The 18,248-nt window shown below is 49.5% G+C and carries 18 protein-coding genes; 10 read left to right on the top strand and 8 right to left on the bottom strand.

Features of this window, described 5'->3' with window-relative positions; translation table 11 throughout:
* Positions 1-21: 21 nt before the first annotated feature.
* The 3 genes from AC07P6_RS17445 to AC07P6_RS17435 form a co-directional block, all read right to left on the bottom strand.
* Positions 22-336, bottom strand: coding sequence for a PTS sugar transporter subunit IIB (locus AC07P6_RS17445; protein ID WP_110273451.1), 315 nt, complete (start codon positions 334-336; stop codon positions 22-24).
* A gap of 169 nt (positions 337-505) precedes the next feature.
* On the bottom strand, positions 506-697 hold the full coding sequence (locus tag AC07P6_RS17440) for a hypothetical protein (RefSeq protein ID WP_110273450.1): 192 nt from the start codon (positions 695-697) through the stop codon (positions 506-508).
* A gap of 168 nt (positions 698-865) precedes the next feature.
* Positions 866-1,060, bottom strand: coding sequence for a hypothetical protein (locus AC07P6_RS17435; RefSeq protein WP_110273449.1), 195 nt, complete (start codon positions 1,058-1,060; stop codon positions 866-868).
* 287 nt (positions 1,061-1,347) lie between these two features.
* Here AC07P6_RS17435 and umuD point away from each other — a divergent pair, with 287 nt between their 5' ends.
* Both umuD and umuC read left to right on the top strand, forming a co-directional pair.
* A complete protein-coding gene (gene umuD, locus AC07P6_RS17430) occupies positions 1,348-1,770 on the top strand; it encodes a translesion error-prone DNA polymerase V autoproteolytic subunit (protein ID WP_181482470.1) in 423 nt (140 codons plus the stop codon).
* Positions 1,770-3,035 (top strand): translesion error-prone DNA polymerase V subunit UmuC, encoded by a 1,266-nt coding sequence (gene umuC, locus AC07P6_RS17425; RefSeq protein WP_434659090.1) that lies wholly within the window; start codon positions 1,770-1,772, stop codon positions 3,033-3,035. The genes umuD and umuC overlap by 1 nt, the downstream gene beginning before the upstream one ends.
* 173 nt (positions 3,036-3,208) lie before the next feature.
* Here the strand turns inward: umuC and AC07P6_RS17420 are convergent, their stop codons facing one another.
* From AC07P6_RS17420 to AC07P6_RS17410, 3 genes are all read right to left on the bottom strand, one after another.
* Entirely contained in the window at positions 3,209-4,300 is a 1,092-nt protein-coding gene (locus tag AC07P6_RS17420) for an oxidoreductase (RefSeq protein ID WP_434659089.1), read from the bottom strand.
* Positions 4,293-5,036 (bottom strand): DeoR/GlpR family DNA-binding transcription regulator, encoded by a 744-nt coding sequence (locus tag AC07P6_RS17415; protein WP_181482467.1) that lies wholly within the window; start codon positions 5,034-5,036, stop codon positions 4,293-4,295. Before AC07P6_RS17415 ends, AC07P6_RS17420 begins: the two co-directional genes overlap by 8 nt.
* Before the next feature lie 79 nt (positions 5,037-5,115).
* Positions 5,116-6,204 (bottom strand): YncE family protein, encoded by a 1,089-nt coding sequence (locus AC07P6_RS17410; protein WP_478313921.1) that lies wholly within the window; start codon positions 6,202-6,204, stop codon positions 5,116-5,118.
* A 405-nt stretch (positions 6,205-6,609) separates the two neighbouring features.
* Between AC07P6_RS17410 and fhuE the strand changes: the two genes are divergently transcribed.
* The gene (gene fhuE, locus AC07P6_RS17405) at positions 6,610-8,775 is read left to right on the top strand and encodes a ferric-rhodotorulic acid/ferric-coprogen receptor FhuE (RefSeq protein ID WP_478313919.1); all 2,166 of its coding nucleotides are present in this window, start codon (positions 6,610-6,612) and stop codon (positions 8,773-8,775) included.
* A gap of 55 nt (positions 8,776-8,830) precedes the next feature.
* Here fhuE and AC07P6_RS17400 read toward each other — a convergent pair whose 3' ends face one another.
* Both AC07P6_RS17400 and AC07P6_RS17395 read right to left on the bottom strand, forming a co-directional pair.
* Positions 8,831-9,463 carry a winged helix-turn-helix transcriptional regulator gene (locus AC07P6_RS17400; RefSeq protein ID WP_478313917.1) on the bottom strand — a complete coding sequence of 211 codons (633 nt, stop codon included), beginning with the start codon at positions 9,461-9,463 and terminating at the stop codon, positions 8,831-8,833.
* Between the two features lie 83 nt (positions 9,464-9,546).
* Positions 9,547-10,176 (bottom strand): helix-turn-helix domain-containing protein, encoded by a 630-nt coding sequence (locus AC07P6_RS17395; RefSeq protein ID WP_475700364.1) that lies wholly within the window; start codon positions 10,174-10,176, stop codon positions 9,547-9,549.
* A gap of 419 nt (positions 10,177-10,595) precedes the next feature.
* Between AC07P6_RS17395 and AC07P6_RS17390 the strand changes: the two genes are divergently transcribed.
* The 7 genes from AC07P6_RS17390 to zntB all read left to right on the top strand — a co-directional run bounded on the left by AC07P6_RS17390 (position 10,596) and on the right by zntB (position 18,205).
* Complete coding sequence (locus tag AC07P6_RS17390) at positions 10,596-11,126, top strand: fimbrial protein (protein ID WP_182238218.1); 531 nt, start codon at positions 10,596-10,598, stop codon at positions 11,124-11,126.
* Between the two features lie 53 nt (positions 11,127-11,179).
* Complete coding sequence (locus tag AC07P6_RS17385; RefSeq protein ID WP_434659084.1) at positions 11,180-11,857, top strand: fimbrial biogenesis chaperone; 678 nt, start codon at positions 11,180-11,182, stop codon at positions 11,855-11,857.
* Between the two features lie 64 nt (positions 11,858-11,921).
* Positions 11,922-14,453: a fimbria/pilus outer membrane usher protein gene (locus AC07P6_RS17380; protein ID WP_478313915.1), complete on the top strand. Its 2,532-nt coding sequence runs from the start codon at positions 11,922-11,924 to the stop codon at positions 14,451-14,453.
* A 32-nt stretch (positions 14,454-14,485) separates the two neighbouring features.
* Complete coding sequence (locus tag AC07P6_RS17375; RefSeq protein ID WP_478313913.1) at positions 14,486-15,418, top strand: fimbrial protein; 933 nt, start codon at positions 14,486-14,488, stop codon at positions 15,416-15,418.
* An 8-nt stretch (positions 15,419-15,426) separates the two neighbouring features.
* Positions 15,427-15,945: a fimbrial protein gene (locus AC07P6_RS17370; RefSeq protein ID WP_478313911.1), complete on the top strand. Its 519-nt coding sequence runs from the start codon at positions 15,427-15,429 to the stop codon at positions 15,943-15,945.
* A gap of 182 nt (positions 15,946-16,127) precedes the next feature.
* Complete coding sequence (locus AC07P6_RS17365; RefSeq protein ID WP_478313909.1) at positions 16,128-16,730, top strand: helix-turn-helix transcriptional regulator; 603 nt, start codon at positions 16,128-16,130, stop codon at positions 16,728-16,730.
* 491 nt (positions 16,731-17,221) lie between these two features.
* Positions 17,222-18,205 carry a zinc transporter ZntB gene (gene zntB, locus AC07P6_RS17360; RefSeq protein ID WP_478313908.1) on the top strand — a complete coding sequence of 328 codons (984 nt, stop codon included), beginning with the start codon at positions 17,222-17,224 and terminating at the stop codon, positions 18,203-18,205.
* Positions 18,206-18,248: the final 43 nt, after the last annotated feature.

Genomic DNA, 18,248 nt, shown 5'->3' with positions numbered 1-18,248 from the left:
CATAGCGCATACTAAACCACATTATGTTAGTGATTGAGGAATCGTACTCATTGCGAACGTGAGGATTTTCTCACCATCAAATGATGCGTAAGGCAAACTTTCGATCACTGCAATTTCTTGTTCCGAATTCAATGAGTTCATGAATTCTGGGATCTTATATTGAATATGTGGAGCGATCAAAACGCCGTCATAGGCAGGTGCTACGCTAAAGAAATTCTCAACACCAACGGCACTGATTAAAAGATCTAAACCCTGAGTATCGGCTATTTTTTGCATTTTTCTGGCAATAATTCCTGCCGTTTCGCCGAACAGGCAACATATTAATAACTTTTTCACAATTTAATCCTCGGTGAGATACCGAAGCTACATTATTCCTCCATGGCTGATGAAAATGCGCGATACGTCAATATTCTAATACTAATTTATTAGACGGCATCTTCACCATCACAGAAGCCAGAAACAAAATCTTCTGTGATGTTGTGAATGATCGGATATGGCTATTGGGTTACTTTTTTTTGCGTGAAATCACGAAGCGATCGTCAACGCGCGTGAGCTTTGCTCCATTGGTGCAGTGCTCAATGGCAAAATTAAAAAACTCATCAGAGTCGAGTTCAAAATCCAGTTCGATTTTAATGGTTTCACTGGATTGCAGAAGCTGCTTTGCCTGTTCCAAATCACTGGCCTTGACTATTCCCATCTCTTCACCTCGTTTTAGCGCTGGTGGCGTCCGGGCTTCATCTTACGGCCTAAGTTTTACAATCATGCGACACTGGCGTTTTATTTCTGCGAGATAAGTTTTTCGGCCTTACGTAACACGATCACCATCGCTTCAGGAGACCCGATAGCGATGGTAGCCAGTGCAATCTTAATCAACGTTAGTGAAGTAGTCTCGTGCGACTGCCTCAACGTTCTTTGCATCAATGCCCGTCTTCTCCGTGATCGAGGCAATGAACGGCTTGAACTTCTCTGTCATCACATGGCCACCGTCCCAATGAGCGACGTAGAAGCGGCACTGATAGCGATAAAAGTGGAGAGTGGTGTCTCCTAACGTGTAATACATAAGAATCTCCCGTTCAGTATGTCGGATGGATCGCCACAATTTGTGAGCAAAGAGCCGATTGGCGGATTCTATCCTCCTCCCAATTGACCGAAATTTCCAGAGAGCAATACAAACCATCGGGAATACGTATAGGGGCCCCTACACAATATCGACGATATGATTAGCGTACGGATGCTAAATTCTCCACAACTTCAATGTGTTCACGTTAATGCCCTGCATGTGGCTTGATTAACGCCATTGAAGTATTGATACTGTATATAAATACAGTATGTGCAGGTGAGTTTATCATGATGTTCTACAAGCCGGTTGAATTGCGTCAGGTCATATCAATTCCGTTGTTTAGCGATCTTGTCCCGTGTGGGTTTCCCAGCCCGGCGCAGGATTATATTGAGAAGGGGATTGATCTCAACGAGCTTTGTATCAGCCATCCTGCGGCGACCTATTTTGTGATGGCGACAGGCATGTCGATGGTTGATGCCGGTATTTATGAGGGTTCGCTACTGGTGGTGGATCGCAGCCTGAAAGCAACGCATGGCGATATCATCATTGCCTCGTTGGCCGGTGAATACACGGTCAAACGCCTCTGCACGCATCCCGTGATGCAATTGATGCCGATGAACCCTGATTTTCCTCCGATTGAACTACACGATGGTGGTGAAGAGCTGGAGATTTTTGGCGTCGTCACGTTCAGCATTAATCGGTTTCGCTAATGTTTGCCCTGGTAGATGTGAATTCATTTTACGCCAGCTGTGAAATGGCCTTTCGCCCCGATTTGCGCGGGCGTCCGGTGGTGGTATTAAGCAATAATGATGGCTGCGTGATTGCCCGAAATAGCGAAGCTAAACGGCTTGAGATCCCCATGGGCGCGCCGTATTTCAAAGTGAAATCTCAGTTTGAGCGTTACCAGATCGCGGTATTTAGCAGTAACTACGCACTGTATGGCGATATGTCGCACCGTGTAATGACCCTTCTTGAAGAGCTGGCCCCATCAGTTCACCAATATTCCATTGATGAAGCATTTGTGAATCTCACCGGGCTTAATCGTCCAGGGGAACTCGAGGCATTTGGTCGCCACGTGCGAACGACATTACTCCAGTGCACTGGCTTGACGGTAGGTGTGGGAATTGGGCCGACTAAAACACTGGCTAAGCTGGCTAATTATGCAGCGAAAAGATGGCCGCAAACCGGAGGCGTTGTTGATCTCTCTTTGTTGGCCAGGCAGCGAAAACTGCTGGCTCAGGTTGAGGTCAGCGAGATCTGGGGCGTTGGTCGACGAATAGCGAAAAAGCTCAATGATATGGGCATTAAAACGGCGCTTCAGCTTGCTGAAACGCCCGCGTCGCTTATCAGAAAACATTTTAGCGTCGTGCTGGAGCGCACAGTGCGAGAGTTGTGCGGCGAGCCTTGTCTTGAACCGGAAGAGTTTATGCCGACGAGGCAGCAAATCATCTGCTCGCGTTCGTTTAGCCAAAAGGTGAGCGAATATGAACCGATGCGTGAAGCAATATGCAGCCATGCGGTTCGCGCCGCCGAGAAGCTCCGTGCAGATCATCAATATTGCCGCTATGTTTCCGCCTTTATTAAAACCAGCCCGTTTGCAGGTAATGAAGTCTATTATGGTAAAGATGCCGGGACCAAAATCCAGATCCCAACGCAGGATAGCCGGGATATCGTCGCTGCGGCGATAAAGTGTCTGGATGCCATCTGGCGGGAGGGGTATCGGTTTCAAAAGTGTGGCGTAATGCTGGGCGACTTCTTTAGCCAGGGGGTGGCTCAGTTGAGCTTGTTTGATGACTATCGGCCGCGAGCCAATAGCGAGCAGCTCATGACGGTACTCGATCACGTTAACCAACGAGGAAAAGGGCGTCTCTGGTTTGCCGCTCAGGGAATAGAGCGTGCTTGGGAGATGAAGCGAAACATGCTATCTCCGGCCTACACCACCCGTTTTAGCGATCTGATGCGGGTGAAACTGTAGACCGGATAGATTCCCCGAAGACGGCGCTGAAGCGCCTGTAACGACGGGGCATAATGTCGACACGGCGTGGCGGTTTCCCGGAGGCGCTGCTGCGCACCTGTCCTGGCTACCGGTCCGTACTGGCTGTGGTTTTTATTGCTTGCCCGGCGATTTCCCTGGTTACAGAACCTTGCTTATTTTAGGCCAGCCAGCTCATCGGCGGTCAGCGCTAAAGTTTGCGTCATCCCGCTCTCGGCAGATTGCACCGCGGCTTCCAGTACTGCCATCACGGCGAGCGCTTCTAATGGTGATACCGGGTTGTTGATTTTCCCGGTCAGCGCATCACGGACGTGAATATAGTACTGACGCTGGTCGCCCTGCGGTGTACTGATTTCCTGGGTTTGGAGATCGGCATCGTAAACCACCAGACTATCGTCGTCGTGGCCCCAATCTTCGCTGCCAGGAACCACACCTGCCAGTAATTGACTCTCCTGCTGGTCCGCTTTTTGTTTGACCACGCTGCCTTTATCGCCATGAATGGTAAAGCGCGATACGCCGCCGGCCACCAGCATGCTGCAGTGCAGAATCACTTTATGCTGCGGATAATTCAGCACCACATGCGCCCAATCGTTAATTTGCGCACCATCGCGCAGGGTCGCGATATTTCCCTGTACGGATTGCGGCAGGCCAAACAGCTGCAGCGCCTGGTCAATCATATGCGGGCCTAAATCAAACCACAGGCCGCTGCCCGGCACATTCTGCTCGCGCCAGCGAACGCGGACTTCCGGGCGGAAGCGGTCGAAATGCGATTCAAAATGTTTAACCTTACCGATAAGTCCCTGCTCGATAACCTGCTTAACGCCGAGATAATCACTGTCCCAGCGGCGGTTATGGAACACCGACAGCACTCGCTGTTTCTCTTGCGCAAGCGCAATCAGCTCGCGGGCTTCCTGCATATCGAGCGTAAACGGTTTGTCGACCACCACGTGCTTACCAGAGTTTAAGGCCAGCCGGGCGAGCGGGGCGTGGGTCGCGTTTGGGGAGGCAATGACCACCAGATCGATATCCGGATGCTGAATAGCCTCTTCAGGTGAGGCAATTACGGTCACATTCGGCAAATCGCGCTTCACTTTTTCTTCATCGCGGGAAGCGACAATCGCCAGATTCAGGCCGTCAACGGATTGGATCAGCGGCGCATGGAAGGTTTTGCCGACAAAACCATAGCCAATCAGGGCGATATTGATGTTCTTAGCGTTATTCATAAGCGTCTCCGCGTCATTACGCATCAGCGATGTTGAGGTGTATTGAGCCGTTATCCTTCAACTCTTTCCACGGACGGTCGAGAAAGAGCTGATGGATATCGGTGAGTTCAGCGACCAGCCAGGGTTCGCAGTGGTTCAGTTTCATATGGTCGGCGACCAGCCAGTGTTCAGCGCTGGCGGCCAGCATGGCGCGCTTCACCTGGGCATCGGCTTCCTGGCTGGCGCTCAGGCCAAGTTCGGCATGAAGCGCGCAGGCGCCAAGAATGGCGATATCCGCACGATAGCGTTCGAGCAGCGACAGGGTGGCGTGACCGGCAAACAGGCGCTGTTGCATATCCCATTTTCCACCCAGCAGAATAAGCTGAATATCCGGGCGATCGCTGAAGTGCTGGGCAATGTCCAGAGAATGGGTAATGACCGTCATGGGGCCGGTTACCTGGCTCGCGACGGCCAGTACCGTGCTGCCTGCGTCAAGAAACAGAGTCGATCCGCTGGGGATCTTCTCAGCCACCATTTTGCCCAGGCGCTGTTTGGTATCCGCGAGCAGAGCGTTTCTGCTTTGGCGGTTCATCAACGAGAGATTCAGGGCGATAGCGCCGCCGTGATTCTTCTGTGCGAGGCCCTGTTTTTCGAGATCGGTAAGGTCGCGGCGCAGGGTATCCGCAGAAACCTGCAGCTTATCTACCAGCTCGCTGATAGTGACTTCACCCTTTTCGCTAAGAATATCAAGCAGGTATTTTTGCCTGGCCGTTTTATGCATCTTTTAAATTCCGCAAAATACTGCAATAACTCGCATAATACAGCATTTTGCGGCAAAAGAAATCGGGATGATGCGGAGGTTAGTTCAGCGCAATGCGCGCCACGCTGTCAGGGCCTTTGGTTGTGTTATCCTCGTTGAAATCCTGCTTGATGGTGACGTAAAGCGTGTTGCCGTCAGGAGAAATCAGCAGGCTGTTCGGATGGCTATCGAAAGACCATGTATTTTTCAGCGCATAGTTGGTGGCGCCGAGCTGTAATACCTTTTTCGACTCGCGCTGGCTGATATAAATTTCATTGCGTTTGGCGTTGAATTTGATCCCCAGCGCATCACCCTCAAGACGTTTAATTACTTTGCCCGTACGCTCATCAAACACCAGCGTCGTTTTCGCTTTTGAATCGTCAGTCACGAACAGGCGGCCAGTCGCCGGATCTTCCGCCATGTTGAGGAACAGGTACTCTTTGCCGTCGCCCGGCGTCCAGCGTTTTTCAATTTTATTGGTGGCCGGATTAATCACCAGAATTTCGCCGCCGCCGTTAGCCGCATAGATGCGTTTGGTTAGCGGAGAGTAGATGATCCCGGTCACCCATTTGCCGGCTTTTTCAATCTGGGTTTTCAAAGTCATGGTTTTTGCATCAACCACGGAAATGTAGCCGGGATCGGTCACGCGACCGATGTAGAGTTGATTGTCGTGAAACAGAACTTCCCGCGCGCCAACGGGATCTCCATCCTTGTCCTTGCCCTCGAACATCAGGCGTTGCAGGACTTTCCCGCTATGGGCATCCACTTTTGACACGCCGCCGTCCAGCGAGTTAGTGGTGTAGAAAACCTGACCGTTATCATCGACCGCCATACCAAAGTTTTTGAGATCGGTATGGGTTTCGACCGTGGTGGTCAGCGTTGTCGGGTCAAGTCGGTAGAGCATGCCGCCGTTAACGTCTTTGAACCCCTGAGCGCTGGCAACAAACAGGGCATTTTGCCCGGGTATCAGAGCCAACTCATATAAACCATCCCCCAGTTGACGCTGGACCAGAGGTGATGTGGTTTTCTGGTGGACGGCGGAAGCGGCTGGTGGCGATGTCTCTGCCATGGCCTGCAACGTGGTCAGGGTCAATGCCGTAACCAGCGCAGCGGAAAGCGTGGTTTTACGCGGGCTGAACAACGATTTCATTCTGAACTCCATCATTGGGTTTACGTGCTCTAAGGCAGAGCAACGTCGCTAAAACAAGAATGAGAATCATAATCATTTGTTTGGGTTGAGCAAATTGGCTAACGGAGTGGGAGGGGGGAGATCGCTGATTTCTAAGACCCTGGATGGGTATTTTTCAGCGGTAGTGAGTGGGAATGCGGGGTGAGGAGAGGCTAATACATTGATTTTATGTAAGTATACATTTCCTTACAGTTAACTTACAAAACACTATGAGTTTAATAAAACAAATAATTATCATTTCCATTCTCAATTGTTGCTGTTTCACGTTATTTGCGGCGCTAAACCTCATGGAATAGAGGGCTATTTCATCAGCGCTGCCGGCGCAACAGCTGCATTCACAAGAATAATTCCTGATGGAAAAAAGTTATGTTTCTCAATGGCAAGGGAAGTTCAGGGCACGCATCCATAAACAAAATAGTAAAACCGTTTACCGTTTCGCTGCTGGCGTTGGCCGTACACGCGTTTATTCACCCTGCTCAGGCAGCAGAAAATACTCAGCAGAATATGGTGGTGTACGGCAGTACTGAAAATACCGCGGATGACCCGCAGGATTACGCCGCGAAAACCACGCGTGCGGACACCAAAATGCTGCTGGCACCGCGTGATGTGCCGCAGTCTGTCAGCATCGTTACCCAGCAGCGTATGAAGGATCAAAACCTGCAAACTATCGATGATGTACTGACCAACGCGACCGGCGTGTCATCGCAGGAAATCGACAGCGAACGTTCGTATTACTACTCTCGCGGCTTTGAAATCACCAGTTTCTCCTACGACGATATCCCCACCTCGTTGGGCGATGCGTGGAATTACGGCGATGCGGCGGAAGATACCGCTATTTACGATCGTATTGAAATTGTACGTGGCGCAACCGGGCTGATGACCGGAGCAGGCGATCCCGGCGCGACGGTGAATATGGTGCGCAAAAAAGCCGACAGCAAAACTGTAACCGGCAACGTCAGCGCCAGTTACGGGAGCTGGAACAAGCAGCGCTATGTCGGCGATTTCTCGACACCACTCAACGCCGACGGCAGCGTACGCGGACGGGTGATTGCTGGTTATCAGGATCAGGATAGCTGGCTGGATCGCTATCATAAGACCAAAAAGTTTCTTTACGGCGTCGTGGATGCAGATTTAACGGACAGGACAACGTTGTCGCTGGGCTGGGATTACCAAAAAACCAATACCGGTAATCCAACGTGGGGCGGGCTACCGAGCCTGTATAGCGACGGCTCGCGCACCCATTATGATCGCAGCACCAATACGGCAGCCGACTGGACGCGCTACGCTGTCGAATCGCGCAAGGTGTTTGCCAATCTGACCCACGACTGGGATAACGGCTGGTCATTGCGTTTCAACGGTACTCATGGCGAGCAGACGTTTAACGACACCTTGCTGTACGTGATGGGTAACCCCGATGCGACCACCGGTGAAGGTACCACCGGCTGGGGCAGTAAAGACCGCGGCAAACGGACCCTTGACTCTTTTGATACCTACGCCAGCGGGCCGTTTAATTTATTTGGCCGCCAGCATCAGCTTATGGCCGGGGCCAGCTACAGCCGACAGCACAACGCGAGCTATAGCCAGGATGGGCCGATGGATAGCGACCAGATGGGCATCTTTAATAACAACTGGAACGGCAGCGTCGCTCAGCCGGAATGGGGTGACTGGTATCTTAATGCCGATGATATTGTGCGGCAGAAATCAGCCTATACCGCCGCGCGTTTCTCTCTGGCCGATCCGCTGTCGCTCATTCTTGGCGCTCGCTATACGCAGTACAGCGCTAACGGCAGCAGTGGCGATATGCGCAAATACAACATGACGCCATACGGCGGCGTGGTCTACGACATCACGGAAAGTTTGTCGGCCTACGCCAGCTATACGTCAATATTCTCGCCACAAACTAAACGATCCGCTGATGGGGCATGGCTGTCGCCAATCACCGGCAAGAACTACGAAACCGGGCTAAAAGCCGACTGGATGGATAGCCGATTAACCACCAACTTCGCCATTTTCCGCATCGAGCAGGAGAACGCGTCGGAAGCCATCAGCGGGGTCTTTGTCAATGGCTCCAGCGAACAGGCTTATCGCGCGACAAAAGGCGCGGTGAGTAAGGGGGCGGAGTTTGAAGTTAATGGCGCGGTGACGGACAACATGCAAATGACCTTCAGCGCCACTCGCTACGTCGCTACTGATAGCAGCGGCCGCTACAACAGTTTCGCTCCTCAAACACAGCTCAAACTGTTTACCCGCTACCGTGTTCCAGTGCTGCCTGAGCTGACCGTAGGCGGCGGTGCAACCTGGCAAAACCGGGTTTATAAGGATGTGACCGGCCCGGATGGTGAAACGCAGCGTCTGTATCAGGGGAGTTATCCGCTGGTTAACCTGTTTGCGCAATACCAGTTAACGAAGCAACTGACCGTGCAGGCGAACGTCAATAACCTGTTCGATCGTGAATATTACTCGTATCTGGATGATTCGGCGGTTTATGGCGAACCCCGTAACGTTTCGGTGAGTATGAACTACACGTTTTGAAAATTTGCCCAGCCGATACTGACTATCTGCAAAGGTGGGTAACCTGGTTGGGCGTTTAAAAGCGGGTGGGTAAATGGTGAATGGCGATCAGTTTGCCATTTTCCAACTGGATATAGTTGCCCTTTTTAAGCTCAGCCAGCATTTTCATAATACTGCTGCGTGATAATCGGGTGCGGTCAAGAATGTACTGATAAGCAGCGGTACTGGCACGAATTTCGTCAGCTTCCTGAATGAGCATCAGTAACTGATAGCGTAAAATATCAAAGCTGGTAGGTGCCGTCAGCATTTCGTTATAAATGAAAAGCTTGTTAGTCACGAACATAACGTGTTTAGCTAAAAGATCCCAAACTTGTTTTTCTTCAACCAACGCCATTACTTGCTCATAAGGAAGGGTGGCGATTTCAGATTCCGTCATCGTACGTATATGAAGATGTTCGGATAACGGTACGGTAAAACCCAATGCCAGTGGGGCGGAGAGAATACCGAGCGAGAATGCATCTTCATTACGAGCGAGCAGAAGACTCCCTTTGCGTACAAAATGGCACAGTGGCTCTGCGCTGCGGCGAAAAAAAAGTTTGCTGCCTTTAGCCATCGTGCGGAAATCCTCATCGCAAGTCACCGCGGCAAGAAGACGCGTTAGATGCGGGGAGGGAATTTTGATATCGGTGTGACGATCGTGCGCTGTCATAGATTTTTCTGGTTAATCTGATATGACATTAAATCTAGCAGAACATTGTCGTTGGACAACATAATGCCCGTTGAGAGAAAACGTTAGTACTTCATCGGGATGCCCTGTTTTATCTGTAAAAGAATGCCTCGCTCGGTCGTAATGTAGCTCCCCTTTTTTAGTTCAGCGAGGATCTTCATAATGCTGCTGCGAGAAAGGAACGTACGCGACTGGATATAATTTGCCGCCGTAATAGTGTGGCGAATTTCCTCGGATTCCTGCATCAATTCATACAGCTGAGAACGTATAATCGCGTACGAAGTTGGTGCCGAAATGCGCGTGCAGTGATCGTAAACCCTTCCCGCTGTGTAAATTAACAGATGTGACAAACTCTCCCATAAATCTCTTTCGGCAATAATTGCGTTTGCTGTAAATAAAGACAGGCAGGCAATGCGGGAAGGCTCCATCGTTTGCATATAAAGATAGTCAGCAGCCGCAAGCTGATTGCTTAAACCAAAAACATAAGGAGCTGATTCCGAGTTCATCATAAAGCCATCTCGGGTGCGAAAAAGGGCAATACTTCCCGAAAGCAACAAGTAACATTTGCGGGAGCTATCATTCTCATAGTTAATTTTTTGTCTTGCATATGTTTCAAATATGTTGGATTCAGGTTTGAGTTGGTTGATCAGGTTTTCAATATGCTGATTAGGTTTAAAGGTTAAAGCATTGTACATACTTGTTTTCACTGTTTTTATACCGTCAGATACGTTTAACTCTCTGCTGGGAGAACGTTGTGCATGAATATGCCGATTCATTTGAGACCGAAATTATGTGCCAATATGTAGCAGGGAGTGAATATCCCTGTCGGTGTAAAATTACACCGAAAAATCACTTGAGTTGATGTGTGTATTTATATCAATATTTAAAGCAGTAGTAATGATGTTGGGTTTTTTAATATTGATTCATTACGGGTTGATATCTCCTGTTTAATGTTTTTTATGGTAAGCATATTCTCATGCGTTACCTCCGACATAATGACTATTTACATACCAATATGATGAAGCAATGGAATTTCTGTGAAATATGAACTGATGAGACATACATCTAATGTTTTATTCACAGGAATATACTTAACCAAGTAAGGAGTATCACAATGAATAATAAAATAATGATCGCCGCATTCGCCGTTAGCGCCGCTTTGTCCGCAGTAAACGTTTATGCTGCTGACGGTACAATCAACTTCACCGGTGAAATTATTGACCAGGCCTGTACTGTTGATATCGGCAGTGGCAACACGATGACCGTTGACCTTGGTCGCGTAGCCCGGACTTCTTTCCAGAGTACAGGAGATGAGTCTGATTCAACGAAGTTCACGATTAAATTAATCAACTGCCCAGCTTCCGTTAGCTCGGCGAAAGTGAAATTCGATGGCGCGAATGACTTAAGCAATAGTGATTTGTTGGCTGTGACTCAGGGGGCTGCCGCGGCAACGGGGGTCGCCGTCAAATTGATGACAGCGGATAAAAGCCTGCAGGGCCTGAACCAGGTCAATAGCTATAGCTATCCGCTGGTCACAACGGCTGATAACAACCTCGATTTCTATGCGTCCTACCAGGCAACTCAGGCGGTTGTTACCGCCGGTACGGCTAACGCAGTAGCTAACTTTACCGTTAACTATAACTAATTCTTTAGCGTCAAACGGGGCCGATATTCGGCCCTTACTGTCCGGAGTATTCAATGAAGTTTTTTACTGGCGTCATGATGAGCACGCTGTTAATGGCAACTATCACCTCAATATCTTACGCAGGGGTGATTATCGGCGGGACGCGCGTCATTTACGCGGGTGATAAAAAAGAGGCATCATTAAGTATTACGAACCCTGACGATTTACCCTATCTGATCCAATCCTGGATAGAGCCGCCATCCACCAGTGGAGGTAAAGCGCCTTTTATTATTACGCCACCGTTGTATCGGCTGGATAAAAAACAGCAAAACGTTATGCGCATCGTACTGACCGGAAATTTAGCGCAGGATAAAGAATCTATGTTCTGGCTGAATATTAAGTCTATTCCGTCTGTCGCACCTCGGGATAACACTTTACAGGTGGCTGTCAAAACAAGAATAAAACTCATTTATCGTCCCTCCGCTCTAAATAAATCAGGCCCGGAAGAACAGGCGGATAAATTGAAATGGCAAAGAACGGGTGATCGCATTCTGGTGACCAATTCAACGCCTTACTATATGAATTTTAATGAAATAAAAGTGGGGGCGTCAAAAATTGATGATGTGACATTTGTCGCACCTGGTTCAACCAGTTCGTACAGATTGCCCTCCGGCGGAACCTCGACACAGGTTGAATTCAAAATTATTAATGACTATGGCGGAATTGGAGTGACGCATGTCGCCAGGTTATAAATAAAATGATCAGACGATAGCGGAAATAAAAATGATAAAAGCTATCGCAAGGGAGTTAATGCTAATGAAAGCACTGAAGCAAATATCTATATATTATCCTTCATTCCTGGCGGTTTGGATCTCGCTGGTATCGTCATCAATGTGGAATAGTGCGCAGGGCCGTGATTTCTTTAACTCGGCACTTCTTGAAATTGATAATCCCGCGATGAAAGGGGCCGATCTTTCGGCGTTTGAAAGCGGTGCTCAGGCACCGGGTACCTATCATGTTGATGTGATTATTAATGATAGTCAGGTTGATACTCGGGATATTGTGTTTTATACCGTCAAAGACGGAGGCGGGGAGGTGGTGCTTGAACCCTGCCTGACGGTTGAACAGCTGCGGAGCTATGGTGTGAAAACGGCACAATTCCCCGCTTTGTCAGGAAAAGGAGAGTGTGCAAATCTCTCTGCAATACCGCAGGCCAGCTCTGAGTTTCTATTTAATACGCAAAAACTACGGTTAAGTGTTCCACAAGCGGCGCTATCACCGGTAGCCCGAGGTTATGTTTCTCCGGAACTCTGGGATGAAGGAATTAATGCCGTCATGCTGAACTATATGTTCAGCGGAGCTAACAATTGGGCGCGCAATCAGGATAAAAACAGCAACAATCAATATGCCAATTTGCGTCCCGGTATTAATGTTGGCCCATGGCGCCTGCGTAACTATACGACCTGGAATCGAGACAGCCAGGGAACGAATAAGTGGGACACGGTTTATAGTTATGCGCAGCGTAATATTATTGCGTTAAAAGCGCAGCTAACGCTGGGTGATAGTACGGCACCCGCCGATATTTTCGATAGCATGCCGTTTCGTGGTGGCCAGTTAGCTTCCGATGATGACATGCTGCCGGAGTCGATGAGCGGCTATGCGCCGGTGGTCCGCGGGATTGCGAGGACTCACGCGCAGGTGATTATTCGTCAAAATAGCTACGTTATTTATCAAAACTATGTTGCACCGGGCGCGTTTGAAATTAGTGATATGTATTCCACCGGCGGCTCTGGCGATCTGAATGTCACCATTAAAGAAGCTGATGGCAGCGAGCAGAATTTTACCGTTCCCTATGCTTCGCTGCCGTTATTACAGCGCGAAGGACGAATCAAATATGCTCTAACCGCCGGGCAGTACCGTTCCTATGATAGCCAGGTCGATAAAACACCTTTTGGCCAGATGACGGGAATTTTGGGGCTGGCTGGCGGATTAACGATCTATGGCGGCTTACAGGAGTCATCGAAATATCAGTCTATTGCCGGCGGACTAGGGAAGAATCTCGGAGAGGTCGGGGCGATATCCAGCGATGTGACGCAGGCCTGGTCGCATCCTCAGGGGCAAGAAAAGCAATCCGGTCAGTCGTGGCGAATGCGCTATAGCAAAAATATCGTGGCAACCGGGACCAACTTCGCGATTGCGGGTTATCGCTACTCCACCGGCGGTTATTACGGCATGCAGGAGGTTCTGGATTCCTGGGGCAATAGCAATGCGCTGCGTGAACAGCGGCGCAATAGAATGGAAGTGACGTTGAACCAGGCGCTGGGCGAACGTGCCGGTTCGTTTATGATGAGCGCGGTGCGCGAAGATTACTGGCGCACCAACCGTTCTGCCTCTTCGGTTAGCGCTGGATATAACAACTCCTGGCAAGGGATTAGCTATGGAATTAACTGGACGTGGAGCAAAAATGGCGGAACCTCTGGTGGGCGAACCCAGGACTCGCAGAGTTCAGAGCAGATTATTTCACTCAACATCAGCATACCGTTGCAGCGCTTTGCCAGCAGCGCTTGGGCAAATTATGCCCTCAATACCAGTAAGAATAGCGGAACAACGCACACCGTTGGAATAAATGGCATGGCTCTGGAAGGAAACGCGCTGAACTGGAGCGTTCAGCAGGGCTATGGTACTGATGATGTCGGTTACAACGGCAGCGCAAACGCTGACTATCGGGGGACCTACAGCGAAGTGACGACGGGGTTCAGTTACGACCAAAACAGTGAACGGCTGAATTATGGTCTGGCGGGAGGCATCCTGGCTCATGCTGATGGTGTCACGCTATCGCAACCGTTGGGCGAAACGAATGTCCTGGTGAAAGCCCCGGGCGCAACTGGCGTGGGGGTTAATAATCAGAATGGTGCGAAAACGGATTTTCGCGGATATACCGTGACAAATAACGTTTCACCTTACCGTAAGAATGATATTGGTCTGAATACTGCTACGTTACCGGATAACGTTGATCTGGATATTACTAATAAAACCGTCATTCCGACGCGTGGCGCGGTGGTGCGAGCAGACTATGTTGCCAACGTGGGAATGCGGGCATTGTTGACGCTCAAACAAATTAACCAGCAGCCCGTGCCATTTGGCGCGCTGGTCAGCCTCAAAGGAAATGAGGGGCGTAGCGCCATCCTTGATGAAGGAGGGCAGGTTTATCTGACGGGATTGCCGCCGCAAGGTGAGTTAATTGTTGTCTGGGGACAAGATAATTCGCAGCGCTGCCGGGTGAATTATTCATTGGCTGGAGAGAGTAGCGTCAGCGGAATCAGCATGGCAGAGTTTACCTGTCATTAAGTTTTATTGGCCTGAAGTAGATGAGTATTTCTATGGATAAATTAATACGTTTTATTATTTTTATATTAGGCTTCACGGCTTTTACCTGCTCAGCGGTAACTTGTGAGGTATTACTTGAACAGATAAATACCGTCAGCTTTGGCACGGTTAATGTCCAGCGCGATACCCCTCCGGGGGCGACTATTGCTTCAACGGTATCGCCGGGCTATGCGCAAGCTAGAATTACTTCTGATACCGGGGAATCTTGCCCAGGGAATTATTCTATGGTGTATTTGTCTGGTATCGAGTCGTCAATTAGTGGGGTCTATAAAACAAATCTGGATGGCGTAGGGATAAAAATTAACGGTATGCCCGGCGATTTTAGTTTACCTCCGGTGACGCCGAATTATGTTTTTCATCTTGGTTATTATACGGTGTCGCTGGTGAAAACAGGAAATATAACGCCTGGTTTGTTAACGCCGGGATTAATTGCCCAGGCCTGGTTTGGCACTCCGGGAAGTTACTTTACGAAAATATCATTGGATGCAAACTCACAAGTAAATGTGCTCAGTTGCTCTATTTCGAGCCAGGTATTGAATTTTGATCTGGGTTCCGTCAGTGCCGCAGAATTTGGCTCTGCAGCTGGGTTTACACCTTCACATACGGACACGCAGAATTTAGGGCTTAACTGCAATCCGGGTGTCAATATTAACGTTGAGCTTAAAGGCGTACAAAACCCTGATGCCAGTGCTAATGCCAGCGTATTGGCATTAACCGGGCAGGGGGGAGATAACGTCGCAGATGGCGTCGGAGTGCAACTGCTTTATAACAATGTCCCGATACAGTTAAACAATCGACTGATGTTAAAACAGTCACCTGGCGGGCTGGAAAGCTTCCCGATTATGGCGCGCTATTACCAGACTAAATCGCTGGTGAAAGCAGGCGAGGCAAATGCCACGGCAACGCTGGATATGACTTATCAGTAGGAGGGGAAATGATAACTAAGTTAAAATATTTGCTCCCGGGTCTGATCTTTATTTCCGCTACAGCTTTCGGGGGCGATCCGGTTGCGTTGAATATCAAAGGTAAGATTGTTGCAGCACCTTGCCAGATCAGCAGCGATAGTATCGCAAGAACCGTCCCGTTGACGGGCGCGCAGGGTGTTCAGTCCTCATCTCTGTATACGCCGGGTTCAGCCACAGACTGGGTATTCTTTGATTTTAATATTGAACGCTGCCCGGCGGGAACGGTAAAAGCCACGATGCAGTTATCCGGCAATGCCGATAGCGCCGGGACGGATGATCTCTACCAGAATGCTGGCAGCGCAGGCAATATAGCGATTCAGCTGCAAACAGCGGACGGCCAGCCGTTAGGGAAAGATAAAACAGTCAGCGGCATTATTATCAATAATGAGTATCGCTACCATCTACGTGCCCGAGCATTTAGTTCGCAAGGGAACGTTACACCTGGAACAATTAGTGCGGTGGTTACTGCGACGTTTACCTGGCAATAAAGGATTGTCATGCTTTTCTGTATGCTTTTTTGTAAAACGGCAGTCGCTGTTATTTCAGTGACAACAATCGTCTGGTTGATGCTCGATATGCTATCACCTATAAATTAGAGATCGAAGTGACGATATTGAATATTTTCATTAAAAATGATAACTACTTTTTTAGGGTAGGGTTTAGTAAGTTAATGGAAAGTCTCTTTCCCGATGTGTTATTTAATATGCACGTAATAAACGATATTGGTAAAGAGGTCATCGTTGATGCTGATATTATTGCGCTGAATTTGTGCCGGGGAGAGGAGTTTGTTTGCCACCCGGAATTATTGAATCGCCGGGTGGGTTTACTTATCGGTTTGGTTGATAAGCGGTTCATGCGTCCGGGAGGGGCTTTGCCATTATGTCTGCAGGATATGGTCTTTATCCAGCAGGATGTACAGATAAATCGAATTATGGCAAAAATAAAACAGATTCACCTGCCGATGCAAGCGCCATCGATGGATAAACCTGATGTGCGGTGTTGTGAATGTCGTCATCGGAAACTTTCCCCACAGCAGAAAAAAGTTGCCGCAGCATTACATGAAGGTCTGCCGGTAAGTGATATCGCGCGAAAACTCGCGCTTTGCACTAAGACGGTCTTCTCCCATAAAAGAATAATTATGTCTAAATTCAATTTACACAATGATTTGGACCTTTTGCTGCTGTTGAAATATTTGCAAATGAAAGATTGTTTAGACATGCGCGTTGAATATAACCAAAATAATTCGAGTTGCAGGAAGGCGGCGACGCAGTGACAAATTCGTCGGGAACGAATTTGACCAGTCAAAGACTGGCCTCCGGTGAGAGGCAGGAGCCTCTCATTAATCCCCAGGAGCTTACTGAAGTAAGTGACTGGGGTGAGCGAGGAAAGCCAACGCACAAGCAACTTGAAGTATGACGGGTATAAACTTGCAAAATACACATTCTCATCTATCTTTGTTGTGCTTACGACTATGGAGGATTAAAGCATGTGTACCCATTTGCACGATAACGCTCGTCAGTACGCAGAAGAGAAAAAATGAACGGCTCCCGCTAGCCTGCCATCCCGCCAGCCTGTTTTTTGGCGGTGGCTTATAACGCGGGTTAGGCACAGCATCGCAAAGCACATCCACAACCCGCCGACGGCGGGTTCTTTTTTCCTCCCCTCCGTTTTACCAGCGAATTCAGCAGCATGCCTTGATTAACTCTTGCGTAACCGTAGTGTAAGGCTAGACTACGGAAATGTGCATGAGTTTACGGAGGTCCAGTGGACGCCATTAAGGGATCGGAACTGAACGTGCCGGATGCCGTTTTTGCATGGGTATTCGACGGGCAGGGCGGCGTTAAACCGCTGGCCGACAGCGACACCATCGATAAAGAGCATCCTTGCTGGCTGCATCTCAATTATACCCATATTGATAGTGCGGAATGGCTGGCCTCAACGCCGCTGCTGCCCAATAACGTACGTGATGCGCTATCCGGGGAGAGCACTCGTCCCCGGGTTACGCGGATTGGTGATGGGGCGCTGATCACGCTGCGTTGTATCAACGGCAGTACCGATGAGCGGCCAGACCAGCTGGTGGCAATGCGCCTTTATATGGATGAGCGTTTAATCGTCTCGACCCGGCAGCGTAAAGTCCTGGCGCTGGACGATGTGCTTGGCGATTTACGAGAGGGTAATGGTCCGACAGACGGCGGCAGCTGGCTGGTAGACGTTTGCGATGCTCTGACCGATCATGCGAGCGAGTTTATCGAGCAGCTTCACGACCGCATTATCGATCTGGAAGATGACCTCCTGGATCAGCAGGTGCCGCCGCGCGGTTTTCTGGCGCTGTTGCGTAAACAGCTTATCGTCATGCGCCGCTATATGGCGCCGCAGCGGGATGTCTATGCAAGGCTTGCCAGCGAACGTCTGCCGTGGCTAACCGATGACCAGCGGCGGCGGATGCAGGATATTGCCGAGCGCCTGGGACGCGGGCTTGATGAGATTGATAGCTGCATTGCTCGCACGGCGATTATGAGCGATGAGATAGCGCAGATTATGCAGGAGTCGCTATCGCGCAGAACCTACACGATGTCGCTGATGGCGATGGTCTTTCTACCCAGCACCTTTTTAACCGGGCTGTTTGGCGTCAACCTCGGTGGTATTCCAGGCAACAGCTGGCATATGGGTTTTTCTATTTTTTGCATAATGTTAGTTGTTCTCATTGGCGGTGTTACATGGTGGTTGCATCGTAGTAAATGGCTGTAAAGAATCGCCTTTTTTCATAATGATGATGGTGAAAACCCGGCAA

This window comes from Klebsiella sp. GFKo11 (assembly GCF_056490265.1).
The sequence above is the reverse complement of the archived record's forward strand: the minus strand, read 5'-3'. Positions and strand labels throughout refer to the sequence as shown.